This is a genomic window from uncultured Fibrobacter sp. (assembly GCF_946062555.1).
Lineage (GTDB): Bacteria > Fibrobacterota > Fibrobacteria > Fibrobacterales > Fibrobacteraceae > Fibrobacter.
In genome coordinates this window covers 32,752-48,209 of record NZ_CAMGVQ010000010.1, presented here as the reverse complement: position 1 = coordinate 48,209, position 15,458 = coordinate 32,752, and the positions used below count along the sequence as shown (strand labels likewise).

14 protein-coding genes, 1 tRNA gene and 1 pseudogene are annotated in these 15,458 nt (G+C 52.6%); 10 read left to right on the top strand and 6 right to left on the bottom strand.

Going from position 1 to position 15,458, the window contains the following annotated elements:
- Positions 1-223 precede the first annotated feature (223 nt).
- Complete coding sequence (locus tag Q0P86_RS04520) at positions 224-850, top strand: NUDIX hydrolase (protein WP_290996723.1); 627 nt, start codon at positions 224-226, stop codon at positions 848-850.
- On the opposite strand, the gene tsaA is transcribed toward Q0P86_RS04520, so the two are convergent.
- The 4 genes from tsaA to Q0P86_RS04500 form a co-directional block, all read right to left on the bottom strand.
- Positions 820-1,620: a tRNA (N6-threonylcarbamoyladenosine(37)-N6)-methyltransferase TrmO gene (tsaA, locus tag Q0P86_RS04515; protein WP_290996724.1), complete on the bottom strand. Its 801-nt coding sequence runs from the start codon at positions 1,618-1,620 to the stop codon at positions 820-822. The two genes, Q0P86_RS04520 and tsaA, sit on opposite strands and share 31 nt — an antisense overlap.
- A gap of 24 nt (positions 1,621-1,644) precedes the next feature.
- The gene (locus tag Q0P86_RS04510) at positions 1,645-3,129 is read right to left on the bottom strand and encodes an SO_0444 family Cu/Zn efflux transporter (RefSeq protein ID WP_295037729.1); all 1,485 of its coding nucleotides are present in this window, start codon (positions 3,127-3,129) and stop codon (positions 1,645-1,647) included.
- 1 nt (position 3,130) lies between these two features.
- Positions 3,131-3,499 carry a helix-turn-helix transcriptional regulator gene (locus tag Q0P86_RS04505; RefSeq protein WP_294113149.1) on the bottom strand — a complete coding sequence of 123 codons (369 nt, stop codon included), beginning with the start codon at positions 3,497-3,499 and terminating at the stop codon, positions 3,131-3,133.
- A 292-nt stretch (positions 3,500-3,791) separates the two neighbouring features.
- Positions 3,792-3,876: transfer RNA gene (locus Q0P86_RS04500), tRNA-Ser, on the bottom strand.
- 267 nt (positions 3,877-4,143) lie between these two features.
- Here Q0P86_RS04500 and Q0P86_RS04495 point away from each other — a divergent pair.
- Genes Q0P86_RS04495 through Q0P86_RS04485 form a run of 3 tightly spaced genes read left to right on the top strand, consistent with a single transcriptional unit; the run spans position 4,144 to position 8,824 of the window.
- Entirely contained in the window at positions 4,144-6,588 is a 2,445-nt protein-coding gene (locus Q0P86_RS04495) for a DEAD/DEAH box helicase (protein WP_294113147.1), read from the top strand.
- A 52-nt stretch (positions 6,589-6,640) separates the two neighbouring features.
- Positions 6,641-7,534, top strand: coding sequence for a nuclease-related domain-containing protein (locus tag Q0P86_RS04490; protein ID WP_295037726.1), 894 nt, complete (start codon positions 6,641-6,643; stop codon positions 7,532-7,534).
- A 15-nt stretch (positions 7,535-7,549) separates the two neighbouring features.
- On the top strand, positions 7,550-8,824 hold the full coding sequence (locus Q0P86_RS04485; protein ID WP_295037724.1) for a pitrilysin family protein: 1,275 nt from the start codon (positions 7,550-7,552) through the stop codon (positions 8,822-8,824).
- 117 nt (positions 8,825-8,941) lie between these two features.
- On the opposite strand, the gene Q0P86_RS04480 is transcribed toward Q0P86_RS04485, so the two are convergent.
- A complete protein-coding gene (locus Q0P86_RS04480) occupies positions 8,942-10,057 on the bottom strand; it encodes a fibrobacter succinogenes major paralogous domain-containing protein (protein ID WP_290995157.1) in 1,116 nt (371 codons plus the stop codon).
- Positions 10,058-10,158: 101 nt separating this feature from the next.
- Between Q0P86_RS04480 and purU the strand changes: the two genes are divergently transcribed.
- From purU to Q0P86_RS16875, 6 genes and pseudogenes are all read left to right on the top strand, one after another.
- A complete protein-coding gene (gene purU / locus Q0P86_RS04475) occupies positions 10,159-11,004 on the top strand; it encodes a formyltetrahydrofolate deformylase (protein WP_072976697.1) in 846 nt (281 codons plus the stop codon).
- A 60-nt stretch (positions 11,005-11,064) separates the two neighbouring features.
- A complete protein-coding gene (locus tag Q0P86_RS04470) occupies positions 11,065-11,592 on the top strand; it encodes a hypothetical protein (protein WP_295037721.1) in 528 nt (175 codons plus the stop codon).
- A gap of 2 nt (positions 11,593-11,594) precedes the next feature.
- The gene (gene pyrE / locus Q0P86_RS04465; protein WP_295037719.1) at positions 11,595-12,269 is read left to right on the top strand and encodes an orotate phosphoribosyltransferase; all 675 of its coding nucleotides are present in this window, start codon (positions 11,595-11,597) and stop codon (positions 12,267-12,269) included.
- Between the two features lie 39 nt (positions 12,270-12,308).
- Complete coding sequence (locus tag Q0P86_RS04460) at positions 12,309-12,968, top strand: hypothetical protein (protein ID WP_294113135.1); 660 nt, start codon at positions 12,309-12,311, stop codon at positions 12,966-12,968.
- Positions 12,965-14,260 (top strand): hypothetical protein, encoded by a 1,296-nt coding sequence (locus Q0P86_RS04455; RefSeq protein WP_294113134.1) that lies wholly within the window; start codon positions 12,965-12,967, stop codon positions 14,258-14,260. The genes Q0P86_RS04460 and Q0P86_RS04455 overlap by 4 nt, the downstream gene beginning before the upstream one ends.
- Positions 14,261-14,275: 15 nt before the next feature.
- Positions 14,276-14,425: pseudogene (locus tag Q0P86_RS16875) on the top strand (tRNA-dihydrouridine synthase family protein); the annotation flags it as partial.
- A 385-nt stretch (positions 14,426-14,810) separates the two neighbouring features.
- On the opposite strand, the gene Q0P86_RS04445 reads toward Q0P86_RS16875, so the two are convergent.
- Positions 14,811-15,380: a 6-carboxytetrahydropterin synthase gene (locus Q0P86_RS04445; RefSeq protein WP_100424788.1), complete on the bottom strand. Its 570-nt coding sequence runs from the start codon at positions 15,378-15,380 to the stop codon at positions 14,811-14,813.
- Positions 15,381-15,458: the final 78 nt, after the last annotated feature.

Below are 15,458 nucleotides of genomic sequence, written 5' to 3'. Positions count from 1 at the left end.
AGCCCAAAGTGCGTCGCTGAAAAAATAGATGATATGCCAAAAAACGAGTTTAGAAAACAGCCCAAACTTCAGCTGCGGCGTCGGAAGTCTTTTGATGCTATACAAAAGAATCAACAGGACACATGCGCACCCCACACACACTTCCGCATAAAATCCTAACTCGCTCATACCAAGAAATATACAAAATTTCATTCAAAAGTCAAAAATTTCTAAATTACAGAGCATGAAACCCTGGAAACTCTTGGATACGGAATACCTGGTAGACGCCCCATGGCTAAAAGTCGCCAAAGAAAAATGCGAATTGCCGAACGGAAAGGTAATTGACGACTTTTACACTTTATGGCAACCCGACTGGGTATTGATCTTGGCCCGGACCTCCAAAGGCGAATGGGTCATGACGGAACAATACCGCCACGGAACAGGCAAAATCGCCCTAGAATTCCCCGCCGGGATTATTGACAAGGGCGAAACTCCGGAACAGGCCGCTCTGCGGGAATTGCAAGAAGAAAGCGGATATGGCATTGAGAAACAATGTGTCACCCTGAGCGAAGCATCGAAGATGCGAAGTCGAACGGGTCTAGATTCTTCGGCTCCACTTCGTTCCGCTCAGAATGACACAATCAGTTACCTCGGCTCTTTTCCCGTGAATCCGGACAGGCACCGCGGCAGATTCCATGTCGTTTTCATAGACAATGTCGTCAAGAACGGCTGCACGCATTTCGACAGCACCGAAGAAATTGAAAGCCTACTGCTGAGTGACGAAGCCCTGCAGGCCAAAATGGCAGACGGTTCGTTCAATCACCCGCTCCAGATGGCTGGCTACTTGAAGTTTAAATTAAATGCGCGATGAAGATCCTTGTCGCCGTACTTGTCTTCGGCACCGAGCTTTAAATCTTCGGCTGAATAGCCGCTGCCAATGCGTTGCAGGAGAACGCAGCGGGCCGGTTCGTCGTAGCTAAAATGGATACGGAAAGTGCGATACGCAAGCACGCCTGTATGTGCGGAAGTGTCGACGGTCAAGCGGCGACGGGAACTGTCGAACACATCCTTCGAGAAATTTCCGCGGGAAAGCTGCACCTGCGCAAAACTTTCGAGATCGAAATCGCTATGTTCTACAATCCAGCGATGCTGCGCCGAAAAATCATCGGACATTTCGACCGTCCATAGGTCGCCCACCTGTTCTTCGACCCAGCCCGCTTTGGCATCGGGGAAAGCGTCTGCCATCGGGATGTACGGCTTGATATCAAGCACCGGGGTCCCGTTAAGCAAGTCCGCCTCGTCTACAAATAACGTAAGGCCTTCCACCTTCAGCAGGCGCACACAGCTAAGCCCAATCGGATTCGGACGGTAAGGGCTGCGACTCGCAAAGGTTCCAACACGGTCTTTTCCCTTGGGAGGAACGGGCGGGCGTGTCGTCGGACGCCAGCCCTCGTTTTCATGGAACTGAAAAATCACCCAGATGCGCTCAAAACCTTCCAGATCCCGCAACGCCATTTCGAAATTCTGCCCCGCAGCAAGTTCGATACGGCCAGGATGCCCCGCAAACAGTCGCCCTTGTCGAGGAGCATCGTATTTGTATACGGCGTCACCGTAAAATTTGCCTATCGGGGAAATTTGCATAGGACAAATATAGGTTTATAGCACCTACTTTTTTCCGCCAAATTCGAAGCCAGCCTCTTCAACCGCATTCTTAAGGGCGGTTTCATCAACGTCATCGTCTCCGTGCCATTGCACGCGGAGTTCCTTATTAGCGACATCCGCTTCTGCGGAAAGAACTCCGTCCAAGCGTAAGGTCGCCTTTTCGACGCAAGCCTTACAGTGGCTACAACTCATGCCGAGAACACGATACGTCACTACTACAGGTTCCTCGTGTTCATGGTGATGTCCGTTGCAATGACATTCGCCTTCATGGTGATGATGTTCGTCATGCTCGCCGCATTCACAATGCTCGTGACCGTCGCTGCATTCGCAGCAGCAATCGTGATTTTCGCAACCGCAGCCACAATGTCCGTCGCAGCCCTTGTGTGCAAACTTGGCATAAATAATCAGCACGGCAAACAGCACGGCACAGATATAATCAAATACACCTAAAGCTCCATGGCCGTGACATTCGGCTGAAGCGTGAGGAAGCATAGACGCAAGGAATGTATCCATAAAGAACGTATCGATGATGAACCCGAAGAACAATGCTCCAAGTGCAATGGAGGTCAGGTATGCGGCCAAAGCACGCTTACCAAAAGCCTTTCCTACCACGAGCATGCTCGCAATACTCGTTGCAGGGCCTGCCATCAAGAGTACGAGAGCGGCCCCCGGCGTAATTCCCTTTTCTACCAAGGCAAGCGCAAGCGGAATGGAACCCGTCGCGCAGGTGTACATCGGCATCGCAAGCACCAACACAACCACCATGCAAAGCAGCGGGTATTCGTGCAGGAACAAGAAGAAATCGTCCGGAACAAAGGCTGCAATCAGCGCCCCCAGCAGAAGTCCAATGATGAGCCACTTGCTCACATCGCCAATCATGTTCACGAAGCCGTATTCGAGAGTTTCCCGAACCTTTTGGGCAAAGGATTTTTTCGAATGTTCATCGTGGCCCTCTTGACTGCATGAGCAATGATCGCCTTCGCAATCACAATGTTCGTGTTCATGGTGATGTTCATGATGTTCGTGCGTTTCGCCCACAACGGCAACGCCTGTTTCCGGTTCATTTTTTGTAACTACATTCGTAAACAATCCACCAAGCATCGCCGTCATGAAAGCAGCTACCGGGCGCAAAATCGCAAATGGTCCACCCAGCAGAGAATACGTCGCCAAAATGGAATCCACGCCCGTCGCAGGCGTCGAAATCAAGAAGCTCACACTCGCGCCCTTGCTTGCACCCTCTTTACGGAGCGCAATCGACGTCGGAATCACACCGCAGCTGCAAATCGGGAGCGGGATGCCAAACAAAGCCGACCAAAGCACCGACTTAAAGTTCGGTTTCGAAATTTTGGGAACATAAAAATGATTCGGCACCCACACGTGCAGAATGCCCGCCAGCAAAAAGCCGAGCAGCAGGAACGGAGCCATCTCCGAAAACAGCGTGACAAATTGCCAGACAAACTTTTCAAGAATTTCAACAAGCGCGGACATTTTACTTACCCTTCTTGTGCAGAATATGCGTGAGACCTGTATTGAAAATAAGACCGATATGTTCGTCGTCGAGCGAATAGAACATCTTGCGACCTTCGCGGCGAGGCTTTACCAGGTTCGCCGTACGCAAAATACGCAACTGATGACTGACCACCGACTGTTCCAGATTCAGTTTTTCAGCGATATCATTTACAGAGATTTCGCCCGAAAGCATCAGATGGATAATGCGGATGCGAGTCGTGTCACCAAAGAACTTGAAAAACTCAGAAAGTTCAAAAAGGGTATCTAGGGGGATATCCTGCGCCGGGAGGGCCTTTTCATGGTTTTGATGAGCAAAAGCCTTATTTTTGATATATGAACAACTATTCATATTTTCATATATAGAAATAACAGTTGGTTTTGTCAAGGTATGTTTAGAGAGAGGGATGGGACAGCAAGCTCATTTCATTTCGCTTGACATTCCCCTCTCAAGGAGAGAGGGATGGGACGACTCAGTCACTTCGTTTCCTTCGTCGCCCTTCGGGTTACGGCCTTTGGCCGTAATCCTTAACTGCACTGAGTTCGCTTCGCTCTCGCGCAGTTAATCGAACCTTCTCCGAGGGTTCTCATCCTATTTTCAGTGAAACAAAAAACGGGGCCTTACGGCTCCGCTTTTTGTTTCAAGGAGAGAGAGGGATTCGAACCCTCGGTCCTGTGACAGACTCCGGATTTCGAGACCGGCCCATTCGACCACTCTGGCATCTCTCCGAGGTTTGCACAATTTAGCAAATAATTTCAAAATTGTCTATATATAACAGGGTTCAAATCTTAATAAAATCTTCCAACCCTTTGAAATAGAGGGGCTTATTTCTACATTTGGCGCCAAATCCAACAAAATGGATCCAAAAAACTTCAGGTTTATAAGCGCGAGTGCGCTTCGGGGCTTTTCAAGGTTCAGCCGGACAGCCGGCGCCAGAACCATTCGATAGTGCGGCATGGGCCGCAGATGAAGTTTACGGGTCCTGAAGGTGCATTATGACGAAGAATACTGAAGAACGTATTCCCGAAGAATCTATTGACCCCAAATCCAAGATTGCCCGCGAAGCAGACGCGTTCTTGAACGCCATTGCTGGCGGAGCCGACGAAGACGAAGCGGATGAAGCCGCATTCCTCGAAGTGAACCCGAACGGCGTTGTCGTGGACGAAGATGGCGACGTGCTCAAGAAGGGCAAGAAATCCGCCATCGAAGTCGGCACGAAGGTCGAAATTGAAGAAGGTGAAGTCGAACAGCCCGAAGAAGACAGCGACGAAGACTATGCCGAATCCAAGAAGGACGGCGCCGAGGATTCAGAAGCTACAATGGATTCCCTCCCCCGAACTGAATTCGGGGTCGAGAATGACAGCATCGTAGAAAACGAAGAAAAAACAGCAGAAGAAGTCGATTCTGACAATGAACTGACCGAAGATGCGGAACCCGCCGACGAAGCTTTGGTGACCTTCGAAGACCTCGGACTTGCAGACGAAGTTCTTGAAGCCATCAAGGCATTGAACTACGAGACGCCCTCCCCCATTCAGGCGAAGGCGATTCCCGCCCTGTTGCAGGGAGCAAACTTGCTCGGCACCGCCCAGACCGGTACCGGCAAGACCGCCGCATTTTCGCTTCCGCTCCTTTCGAGGCTTGAATTTAACGGTCACGAAACCTCGATGCTCGTGCTCACGCCGACACGCGAGCTCGCCATCCAGGTGGCCGAAGCGATTCAGCAGTACGCCGCCAAGATGCCGAAGGTGCATGTGGTTCCGGTTTACGGCGGTCAGGACATCGCCGTGCAGTTGCGAGCCCTCAAGCGCCAGGCGAACATCGTGGTCGCCACCCCGGGCCGCCTGATTGACCACATCAAGCGCGGCTCCATCGTGCTTTCGGGCGTGAAAGCGATCGTCCTCGACGAAGCCGACGAAATGCTCGACATGGGATTCATGGAAGATGTGGAAACCATCCTCAAGGAAATCCCGGCAAGCGCCCAGCGCGCCCTCTTTAGCGCCACCATGCCTAAAGAAGTCAAGAAGATTATTGAACAGCACTTGGGCGAATACGAAGAAGCCTGCATCGAAGGCAAGACGACGACGGTGGAAAACATCCGCCAGCGCTACTTACTTGTAAAGAACGAACATAAGATCGAGGCGCTCGCCCGCGTGCTCGAAGGCGAAGATTTTGACGGTGTACTGATTTTCGTGCGCACCAAGCAGAACACCACCGAAGTCGCCGAAAAGCTCGAAAGCCGCGGTTTCAATGTGGCTCCGCTGAACGGCGACCTCGCCCAGTCCATGCGCGAACGCACCATCAACCGTCTGAAGATGGGCAAGCTCGACATTGTCGTCGCCACCGACGTGGCCGCCCGCGGAATCGACGTGGACCGCATTACGCACGTGGTGAACTACGACATTCCCTTCGACACCGAATCTTATGTACACCGCATCGGCCGTACGGGCCGCGCAGGCCGCAGCGGAAACGCCATCCTCTTTATCACCCCGCGCGAAAAGAAGATGCTCAAGATTATCGAAAAGGCAACCCGCCAGCCGATCGAAACGATGGAATTGCCGACGGCAGAAGTCATCAGCGCGAAACGCGTCGCCGCCTTCAAGGATAAAATCAAGAGCGTCATTACCACTGGCGAACTCGACAAATTCAGGGAACTCGTGGAAAGCATGGTCGCCGACGGTTCGACAAGCTCTCCGACCGACAACAACAAGGTCACTGAGCCTGCCGAAGTGACTGAATTAACCGCCATCGACATCGCTGCCGCCGTCATTAAGATTTGGCAGAAAAAGCAGCCGCTCTTCCCGGAACTCAAGCCGCTTGACGCTCCGCGTGAACGCCGCGACCGCAGCCACGACAACTTTGGCCTTGACCGCGAAGAAAAGAGCCGCCTCCGCAAGGAACGCAACGAAGGCGCGAACGGCGTCGAAGAAGGCTACTTGCGCTATTACCTGGGAGTCGGCCGCCGCGATCACGTGACACCGCGAGACATCGTAGGCGCCATCGCCGGCGAAGGCAACATCAGCAGTTCCAACATCGGGCGCATCAAGCTGTTCGACAAGTTCAGCACTGTAGAACTCCCCGAAACCATGCCGCAAGAAGTCCTCGACATTCTCGCCGACATGACGATTCGCGGAAACGAATCCAGATTCCGCCTAATGACCGACGAACCGCCTACCGGCCCCGCTCCGGGAACCCGCCCGCGCGCGAGCCGCGAAGACCGCCGCAGTTTCCACCGCGGCGAAGGCCGCAAGGATTTTGGCGACCGCCACGGCAAAAAGTTCGGTGACGACAAGCCTTTCGAAAACCGTAAGGCCCGCCGCGAAAAGATGTTTGCGGACCGTAAGCCGGGCAAGTTCGAAGACCGCCCGTTCCGCAAGGACCACGACGAGCGCAGCTTTGGCGACAAGCCCTTCCGCAAGACGCGTCGTTTCGGAAGAGTTTAAGTAAACGCAAGAGGTTCGCTCCGGCGAGCCTCTTTTTTTCTATACTTGCGGCATGACTTTTTCGACTCTCATCGGCATCATTCTGTTGCTCGCCCTTGTCTTTTTTAAGCTTAAGGGCAAATCGCCGAAGAAGAATCCGAAAATGTACCATGGAGACGGCCGTCGCAAAACATTCCGCGATTTTGAGCAGGAACGCCGACGGAATTTCAGCGACCGTGGCGCACCTGGTTTCGACAAGCCCTTTGAACTGGGCGGCTACGGCATTACGCATGCGCCCACCCGCAGCGAGAACTTTTTCAAGCCGAATCCGAAATTCAACGATGAGCGCATCGCAAACGATCCACGCGGAATCTTTGGCGAAGCGGCCATGATGGCGCTCACCGCACGCGTTTGCGACACCGACAAGCGCAGGTATGTGCTGATGCGAAATCTGTACATTCCCGCACGCGCGGGCTACACCGAAATCGACGCGCTGCTTTTGCACCAGTCAGGAATCTACGTTCTTGAAAGCAAGAACCTTTCGGGAGAAATCGCAGGCGACCTCGAAAGCGAGCGGTGGAACCAACACCTGAACGCAAGCACCGAGCATACATTCCACAACCCGATTCGTCAAAATATCGGACACATCTTGGCATTGGAACATTTCCTCAAGATTCGTCACGAGCAGGCGCACTTTATTTCGTTCGTTGTTTTCAGCGACCGGTGCACCCTGCGAAAAGTTCCCAAAGACAACGATTTCTGGAGCATCGTCCACTGCAGCGAATTGCAAGACGCTCTACTCAAGCGCATAATGGGCCGCAAGACCATTTATAGCATGCAACAACTTGAAGACTTTTATTATAAACTGCAAGGCTGCATGAACGTGAGCGAAGAAGTGAAGGCAAAGCACAGGGAATACGCAAAAAGACGAGAGAACGGACCTGCGGTCCTACAGACGAGAGACTAGAGTAAAGAATAAGCTATGAAACAGATTGTAAAGAAAACAATTCTCGATAACGGAATCACGATTTTAACGGATTACATGCCGCACGCTTATTCGGTTGCGGTTGGAGTCTGGATGCCGCGCGGATCGCGACACGAAACGAAAGACGAATTTGGCCTGAGTCACTTTTACGAGCACCTGGTATTCAAGGGAACCGAAAATCGTAGCGCACTTGAAATCGCCCGCGCTATCGAAGACAAGGGCGGAAATTTGGAAGCCTATACCACCCGCCAGGAAACGGGATTCTACGCACAAATTGAACGCAGCCATTTACCGCTCGCTATCGACGTGATTGCCGACATGCTCATGCACCCGCGCATGGACAAGAAGGAAATGGAAAAAGAACGCCGCGTGATTATCGAAGAAATCCACAGCTATGACGACATTCCCGAAGAAATCGTGGGCGACGTCTTTAACGCCATCCACTTCAAAGGCTGCGGCATCGCACATTCCATTACCGGTAACATCAAGCAGGTCAAGGCGCTCACCCACAAACAGATGCTCAAGTACAAGGAGCAGGTAATTAGCGAGATTCCGCTTTTGATTTGCGCCTCGGGCAAAGTGAACCACGAAGAACTGGTAGAACTTTGTGCAGAAATATTCGCACAAAAGAAAGTGAACGGCACTACACCAACCGACATTTACAAGGCAAGCAACAGTGTCAAAGTCGTACAGAAGCAAGACATTGCGCAATCGAACCTTTTCTGGGGCTTAAGTTTTGACCGTAGCCTGATGGACGAACGCGCCCGCTGCGCCCTTTCGCTCTTTAACGTAGCAATGGGAGCAGGGATGGCCAGCCGCCTGTTCCAGAAAATCCGCGAAGACAAAGGGCTTGCCTACTCCGTGTATTCGACCGCCGACGTTTACCTCGACTGTACCGACTGGGGCATATCCCTTGCAACGGAGCCGCACCAGTTGAAAACGGCCCTCGACCTTTCCCTCGCCGAAGTCCACAATTTCTTGAAACGCGGATTCAACAAAGGCGAATACGAACGCACCAAGACAAACATTTTGGGAGCAATGTACTTGGGAGCCGACAGTCCCGAAAAGCGCGTCGTGCGTATGGCCGAGCAAGTGCTGCACTTGGGCGAATTCTACTCTATGGAGCATTCCGAAAAACTCATCAACGCCATGCCCGAAGAAGAAGTGGTCGAAACCACCAACAAACTGTTCAGCGCCGCCAAATTCTCCGCCGCCGTCATCGAGCCCGCCGGTAGAAAGAAGACGGAACTGGACACCAACTTCTTCAATTAAAAAAAGAGATCCCCGACCAAGTCGGGGATGACAGTTTAATCGTTCGGGGATGACATTCTTGTTTTTCGAGGATGACGCAAACCTATTCGCGACCGACTGCTTACGGTCTACCGTCTATTAGTTTCCGTTGATGCAACGGACAGAATAGGCATTGGTCTTGCTCGGCACGAGCTGGCGCACCATCTGGTCACTCATACGGCCCATGGCCCAAATCCAGATCGTTTCGTTGCGGCCATTCTGTGCAGACCAGAAACCGGCATATTCACCCATATCTTCGTAGCGGACAATGGACTTGCCCACCATCTTGCGGTAACCCGAAGAGAAAACGGAGAAGCCGTATTCATCGGTACCGCCACCGCCCTGCCAACCGGTGGTAGCTTTCATCTTGTTGGCAAACTTTTCGCACTTGTCCACGCCATCGTAGCAGTGGGTCAGGCCAACGAGCAAATCCATCCATTCGCGGTCACGCGGCAGGTGCCAGCCTTCGGGGCAGGCCTTGCGGGCGCCCTCCAGATCGTAGAGTCGACCGCCGCGGGCGCAGTAAGAATCCTTGTCGTCGTAGCACCAGGAGTGGCCTTCCACATTATAGTTCACATTCTGGGCAAACCATTCGCGACCTTCCACCTTGATCGTGCGGTAGACCTGACCGTCGCGAGGGTCCTTGACCATCCCCGACACATCGCGGAGAGATGCACGGTGTTCCTGTTCGGCCTTGCGGTATTCCACCACCTTTTCACGCTTGTACTTTTCGCGGCCTTCCAAGGTGTTCACCCAAGATTCCTGAGCCTTGGCATTCGCAAACTTGATGCGCAAGTCACCCACGGCGAAGAGTTCATCGCCACAGGCAAGGTCGACACCCGCAATATTGATAATCAGTTCTTCTCCACCGAAATCACGAGGCTTGTTGAAGTAGGAAACCCAAGCTTCCATGGTTTCATTACACTTTTCGTAGAAATGTTCCTTCTCGATCTTGGCGGCAGGAACAGTCATGTTACCCGCAACCGAGAACACGAACAAACTGTCTTTCACCTTGAAGGATACCGGCTGAACTTCCTTATAGTGCGTATACTTACCGAAACGAATGTTGCCTTCAATCTTGGCGGCGGCGTAATCGCCTTCGCCTTCGGCATTGTAAATGGCATCCCAGGTCTTTTGGGGAGCGGCAAGCGTTTGGACCGCAACCATACCACAGACCAAGGCAAACAGGGGCTTTAGAGAGAATACGTGTTTCATTTTTCCTTCTCGCTTAAAATTTTCGGTTTTAAAGTTAGAATATTTTAGATTTTCGGAAAGAGAACAAAGACTTTATCCCCACGATTTTATAATTTTGGGCTATGGCTATTACCCGTTACATTTTGCAGATTCATTGCCCCGACCAGAAGGGCCTTATTGCCGGAACTACACAGGTGCTCGCCAAGGCGGGCGCAAACATTGTTGACCTTCAGCAGCATACGGCAAAGGATATCGAGACTTTCTTCCTCCGAGCCGTTTTTGAGGCGGATTCCGAAAACATCGAAGAAGTCCGTAAACATCTGGAAACCCTGGAAGGTCACCTCCACCTGAACTGGAAACTTTTCGACACCACGAAAATCGAACGCGTCGCCATTTTCGTCTCGAAGACGGACCATTGCCTTTACGACCTGCTCCTGAAGCGACGCGACGGAGACCTCCCCTGCGAGTTCAGCTGCATTGTGGGGAACCACCCCGACCTCGGCCCCGTAGGCGGGACTTTCGGCGTGCCGTTCTACTACGTGCCGTCCAACCCGGACAAGAGCATTCCCGAGAACCGTTTCCGCGAAATCATTGCCGAAACCAAGACCGACACGGTCGTTCTCGCCCGCTACATGCAGATCCTGAGCGAATCGTTCACCGAAGAATTCAAGTACCGCATTATCAACATCCACCACGGATTCCTGCCCGCATTCAAGGGAGCAAAGCCCTACCACCAGGCATGGCACAAGGGTGTGAAGATTATCGGCGCAACAGCCCACTTCGCCACCGAAGACCTTGACCAGGGACCGATCATTTGCCAGGACATCCAGCGCGTGCCCGAAACCGCAAGCATCGACGAACTCGTGGAACTCGGCAAGGACATCGAAAAGCGCACCCTGTCGGCAGCCCTCAAGCTTTGGCTGGAACACCGCGTATTCGTGTACGCCGGCAGAACGTTTATTTTGTAATTCTGAATTCAAATTTCGGAATTAGGAATAAAAAATTTTTGAACTGTAGGAGACAACAATATGTCCGAAGAATTGAACAACCAGAACAGCGCCGAGCCGCAGGTTGAAACTCCGACAAGCGCCCCGGCGATGGAATCCGCCCCCCAGGACGAGATCCAGCCTACGGCCCCCGTCGAACAGACCTCCACCGAACCGGCACCGGAGCCCATTCCCGCCGCAGAACCCGCCCTGCAACCGCAGGTTATCGTGCAGCAGGAAAGAGGTTTCGCCCACTACGTGGGATTTGCGCTCCTCTGCGTTCTCTGCATCGCGTTCTATTTTATGCCGGGCATCGCTCTCACCTTCGCGATCAGCCTCATTCCGGGCATTTCACTCGGAGCTATCGCCGCCTGGACATTCAGCGCCATCTTCAGCATTATCGCCTGGGTGATTTTCAAGTTGAAAATCAAGGGTTTCAAGAAGTCCTTCTACTTCTACATCGGGCTCTGCGTCCTCGTGTTTATTCTTCTGACGGTCATCGAAGTGTTGACCGAAGAAACGAACGTATTCTCTAGAATCTTCAGCATGCTCTGCGGAGCGGGTGCATAACAATGAACAACATCAAAGATCAATTTGTCCATTTCCTCGTCGAAGCCGGCGCCCTCAAGTTCGGCAACTTCGTGACCAAGAGCGGTCGCGAGACCCCGTATTTCATCAACACCGGAGAGTTCCGCACTGGGGCCACACTTTCGAAACTCGCCGAATACTACGCAAGCGCTTTCATGATGCATTTTGACGGCAAGGCTCAAAACCTCTACGGTCCGGCCTACAAGGGCATTCCGCTGTGCGCTGCCACCGCCATGAAATTAAGCGACGTGTACGCCCAGAACCTGACCTTCACCTACAACCGCAAAGAAGCGAAGGACCACGGCGAAGGCGGCATGCTCGTCGGCTACAAGTACACCGAGAAGACGAACGTCGTGATTATCGAAGACGTGATTACCGCGGGAACCAGCGTGAACGAGACGATGCAGGCGCTTTCGAAGATTGAAAACGCAAATGTCATCGGCCTCCTCATTTCCGTTGACCGCAAGGAAAAACTCGAAAACGGCAAGTCCGCACTCCAAACCGTGCAAGACGAATACGGCATCGAGGCGCATTCCATCGTGAACATCAACGACATCATCGCCTTCCTGGAAAGCGAAGAGAACCGTAAGAAAATCAACGCCCCCGAAGGAATCCTCGAAAAGGTGTACGCCTACCGCGAAAAGTGGGGAGCGAAGTAAACAGGACTCATGCGGCAACGCCTCTGGACATTGTTCATAATGGCGGCGCTTCTCTTTTCGGGATGCGCCGGTTCTTACCAATGGTCAAAAAGTCACCCCGCCTATAACAAGGCCCCCTACGGGGAACTGACGGTGACAGGACTCCAGAAGGCGTTCGTACTCACGCGGACCAAGTGGTTCGCGAACCGCCTCGACTTCGGCGACAGTACGCAGATCAAGGCGACCGAATTCTGCGCCAAGGCAATGGAAAAAGAATTTCACGGCAGCTACGCAAAACTGACCGTATTACCGGATTCCGTTCTCGACAGCGCCCCCGAGGAAAGCCAGAAACTCGACGACCGCATTTTCATGAAGGGAAAACTCCCGGAGCAAGGCGTTGTCGTCAAGGCCCCCGACGGCACCATTCCCGAACAGATCCTCCTGATCCACGAAGTCATCATCGGCACCGACCTCGAGCGTGAGAACTTTTTCGACTACGCCCTCATCCACAATGAATCCGAGGAAAAACGCGAAGTCAAAAACATTAGCGCCGTCATCTCTTACACGCTCTGGGACAACATCAAGCAGCGTCCCCTCTTCAGCGCCGTCGATGAAATCCAGCATCCGGTCATCCAGTTCGGACTGATTGACCTGGAGCAGCTGATGCGGCAGGCCGTCCAACAGATTCGCAAGAACCTGTACCAGGGGGTGGGTAAATGAGACGTTTTCCTCAGCTCGCCCTGATTACTTTTATGTTCGTGCTGGCGGCACATGCGCTACTTGCGAGCGGTGTCCAAGCCAAGGACATCTACTTTGATTCCCACTGGATCTTGTGGCAAAATGCAGATATTCTCATCTGGACGCCCGACAAGGAACCGCCAATCGATCCCAAGGAATTCTGCCTATCGCTGCGGCGCAATAACACGGGAATCGGCGAACCCAAGTGCAGACTATTCGGTGAATGGGAACGCGATACGGTCGCCTCGCGATACGCCACCTGGCTTTCAAACAACATGGAGCCGGGGCTGGACGCCCACTACCTCAAGGCCCGCCACCCGGCCATGATGGCAAAGTTCCAGACTCTCGAAGACAAGATCGTCCTCTACATCGCCGACAAAGGGAACAACCTTCTAGTCGCTATTTTCGACGAGACCTCCAGCGAGCCCAAGGCGGCGGGCACCGTTACTAAAAAAGCCGACAAAATCGCCCTCGGCGACGAAATCGCCAGCGTCCTGTTCGACCGTCATACCAAGCGTCGTCTGACCAAGGAAGAGCGCCTCAAGATGGAAACCGAGCCCGATGAGCTCTACAAGGAATCCCCAACTTTCAGATCGTGGGTCGGAATTTCGGCAGGGTACGCCCAGGCGCAAATTCCATTCACCCCCGACAGTTGGTACCGGAGCCATATCAAGAGCCGCGTCGGAAACTACCGCGCCACCCGCGACTCCGTAAGCCTTTGGAACTTTATGGACGATTCCACTCCGTTATTTACTTTGTACGCAGGCGGAATCTGGTTCGGTTTTATCGGTGGTGAAATTTTCTACCGCTATTCCAATCACGAAGTCAAGATCGACGAACGCGACTCCGTATACGAGGAACTTGATCACTGGGATTTCACCCAGCACGAAATCGGCCTGAACGTCATGTTTTCCAGGAGCTATTCGCCCTTCAAGTGGATGGACCTCCATTTGTTCGCCTTCCTCGGATTCCAGTATAGTTTCTACTCCGAAGACATCGAACTCAAGAGTTCCAAGAAAAAGCCCTCCAAGGAATACGAGACCCGTTTCAAGACCGAAGACCCTTACAAGGGCGCACTTCTCGGATTCGGCTTTCAAAGCGTATTCCTGCAGCACTACGGCTTAAGCGTTCGCACCGGCATTTCGAGCCGCGGCAAGGACATCTACACCGAGCCCTCGCCCGATGCCGCCGCCGAGCCCACGACCATCGGCGCCTCCACTGTCGACTGGTTCATCAGTGTCGGTTTGGAATACCATTGGACTCCGTTCAAGTAACTCGGAGATTTAAAGATTAAAATCCTATTCGCTCCGCTACAAGGTTATACGACAGCCCCCTACCGCAAGGCCCATGCCAAAATTTTTGGCGGAGTCGACGCTTATTACGCTCCGTTTTTGCGGATAGAAAACGGCCAGCCTCGCGAAAAGGACCTGCGGGATTTGGAAAGCCCGGACATTGACGGGATTGCAAACGCGAACAGCGTCGGAAACGCAGATGCAACTGGCGCAGATTATAAAGTCGTGCCGCAAATTATCGCGAACAGCGTTCATGAATTCATTGGACACAGCCTCGACTAGAGCCGATAGATGGGAATTCCGCCTACCCCAAGTCCTCTAAATATCGTTCAAACGCATCCATATACGAAAACTGCCGGTTAGTACCAGCAGTTTATATATTAGATGACCAAATAATGGCGGTTTTATGCTATTTTACCGGTCAGCAACCATTTGGGGGCACACAGCCAAATGGTTGTTCAACTAAGGAACCGCGCTTTTACCGTCAAAAAATTTCCGACCGCCTTAGTTGCGATAAGTAGCAAAACGTAATTTACGCCTTTTCCTTGTATCCGCACTTGGGACAAACGCCGTTTTCGTTCAGGGCAATTCCGCAGAGAGGGCAGCGCTTGACCGTGCCTGCAACAGGGAATTCCTGGGAAGCGGCATTCACTCCGCTGGTGAAGGTGATCTTTGCGATGTTCAGCTTCGTTTTCAGAAGGTCATAGACAATCTTGATCATGCCTTCCACCGTCATGGTCTCCTTCGTCACTACCAGGCGGCAATCCGGGTAAGCCGTAGCAAGATCCGTCTTGAATGCAGGCCCCTTCATCTTGTTTTGCGGGTGGCCGTTTTTGATGCCCTGCTTTTCGTAAACGTCCAGAATCGCGGGGAGCAGCGGATCGTCTTCTCGCAAAATAAGGGCGTGGTCGAAATTCCGCAGAATATCCCAGGCCGTCTTCTGGATTTCGTTGCAGGGGAACACCATGTTCACCCCCGCGTCGATGGAATCCTCCACTTCGATGGTCAGGACTCCCGTGTGGCCGTGAAGGTACTGGGCCTCTCCCTTGAAACCGTAAAAACGGTGGGCGTACTGCAGGCTGAATGTTGTATAACTTCTCATATTTACTCCTTGTTCGCATGGCGAACGCTGATGGTTATATAAAGTAGTCTTTTTTTTTCCGACAGAAAAACCGGTTTC

Bases quoted from the DNA above. Each gene is read 5' to 3' on its own strand.
- Q0P86_RS04495 (WP_294113147.1), top strand. From the start codon at position 4,144: ATGACGAAGAATACTGAAGAACGTATTCCCGAAGAATCTATTGACCCC.
- tsaA (WP_290996724.1), bottom strand. From the start codon at position 1,620: ATGCAAATTTCCCCGATAGGCAAATTTTACGGTGACGCCGTATACAAA.
- Q0P86_RS04485 (WP_295037724.1), top strand. From the start codon at position 7,550: ATGAAACAGATTGTAAAGAAAACAATTCTCGATAACGGAATCACGATT.
- Q0P86_RS04455 (WP_294113134.1), top strand. From the start codon at position 12,965: ATGAGACGTTTTCCTCAGCTCGCCCTGATTACTTTTATGTTCGTGCTG.
- Q0P86_RS04470 (WP_295037721.1), top strand. From the start codon at position 11,065: ATGTCCGAAGAATTGAACAACCAGAACAGCGCCGAGCCGCAGGTTGAA.
- purU (WP_072976697.1), top strand. From the start codon at position 10,159: ATGGCTATTACCCGTTACATTTTGCAGATTCATTGCCCCGACCAGAAG.
- Q0P86_RS04510 (WP_295037729.1), bottom strand. From the start codon at position 3,129: ATGTCCGCGCTTGTTGAAATTCTTGAAAAGTTTGTCTGGCAATTTGTC.
- Q0P86_RS04445 (WP_100424788.1), bottom strand. From the start codon at position 15,380: ATGAGAAGTTATACAACATTCAGCCTGCAGTACGCCCACCGTTTTTAC.
- Q0P86_RS04460 (WP_294113135.1), top strand. From the start codon at position 12,309: ATGGCGGCGCTTCTCTTTTCGGGATGCGCCGGTTCTTACCAATGGTCA.
- Q0P86_RS04490 (WP_295037726.1), top strand. From the start codon at position 6,641: ATGACTTTTTCGACTCTCATCGGCATCATTCTGTTGCTCGCCCTTGTC.
- Q0P86_RS04480 (WP_290995157.1), bottom strand. From the start codon at position 10,057: ATGAAACACGTATTCTCTCTAAAGCCCCTGTTTGCCTTGGTCTGTGGT.
- Q0P86_RS04505 (WP_294113149.1), bottom strand. From the start codon at position 3,499: ATGAATAGTTGTTCATATATCAAAAATAAGGCTTTTGCTCATCAAAAC.
- pyrE (WP_295037719.1), top strand. From the start codon at position 11,595: ATGAACAACATCAAAGATCAATTTGTCCATTTCCTCGTCGAAGCCGGC.
- Q0P86_RS04520 (WP_290996723.1), top strand. From the start codon at position 224: ATGAAACCCTGGAAACTCTTGGATACGGAATACCTGGTAGACGCCCCA.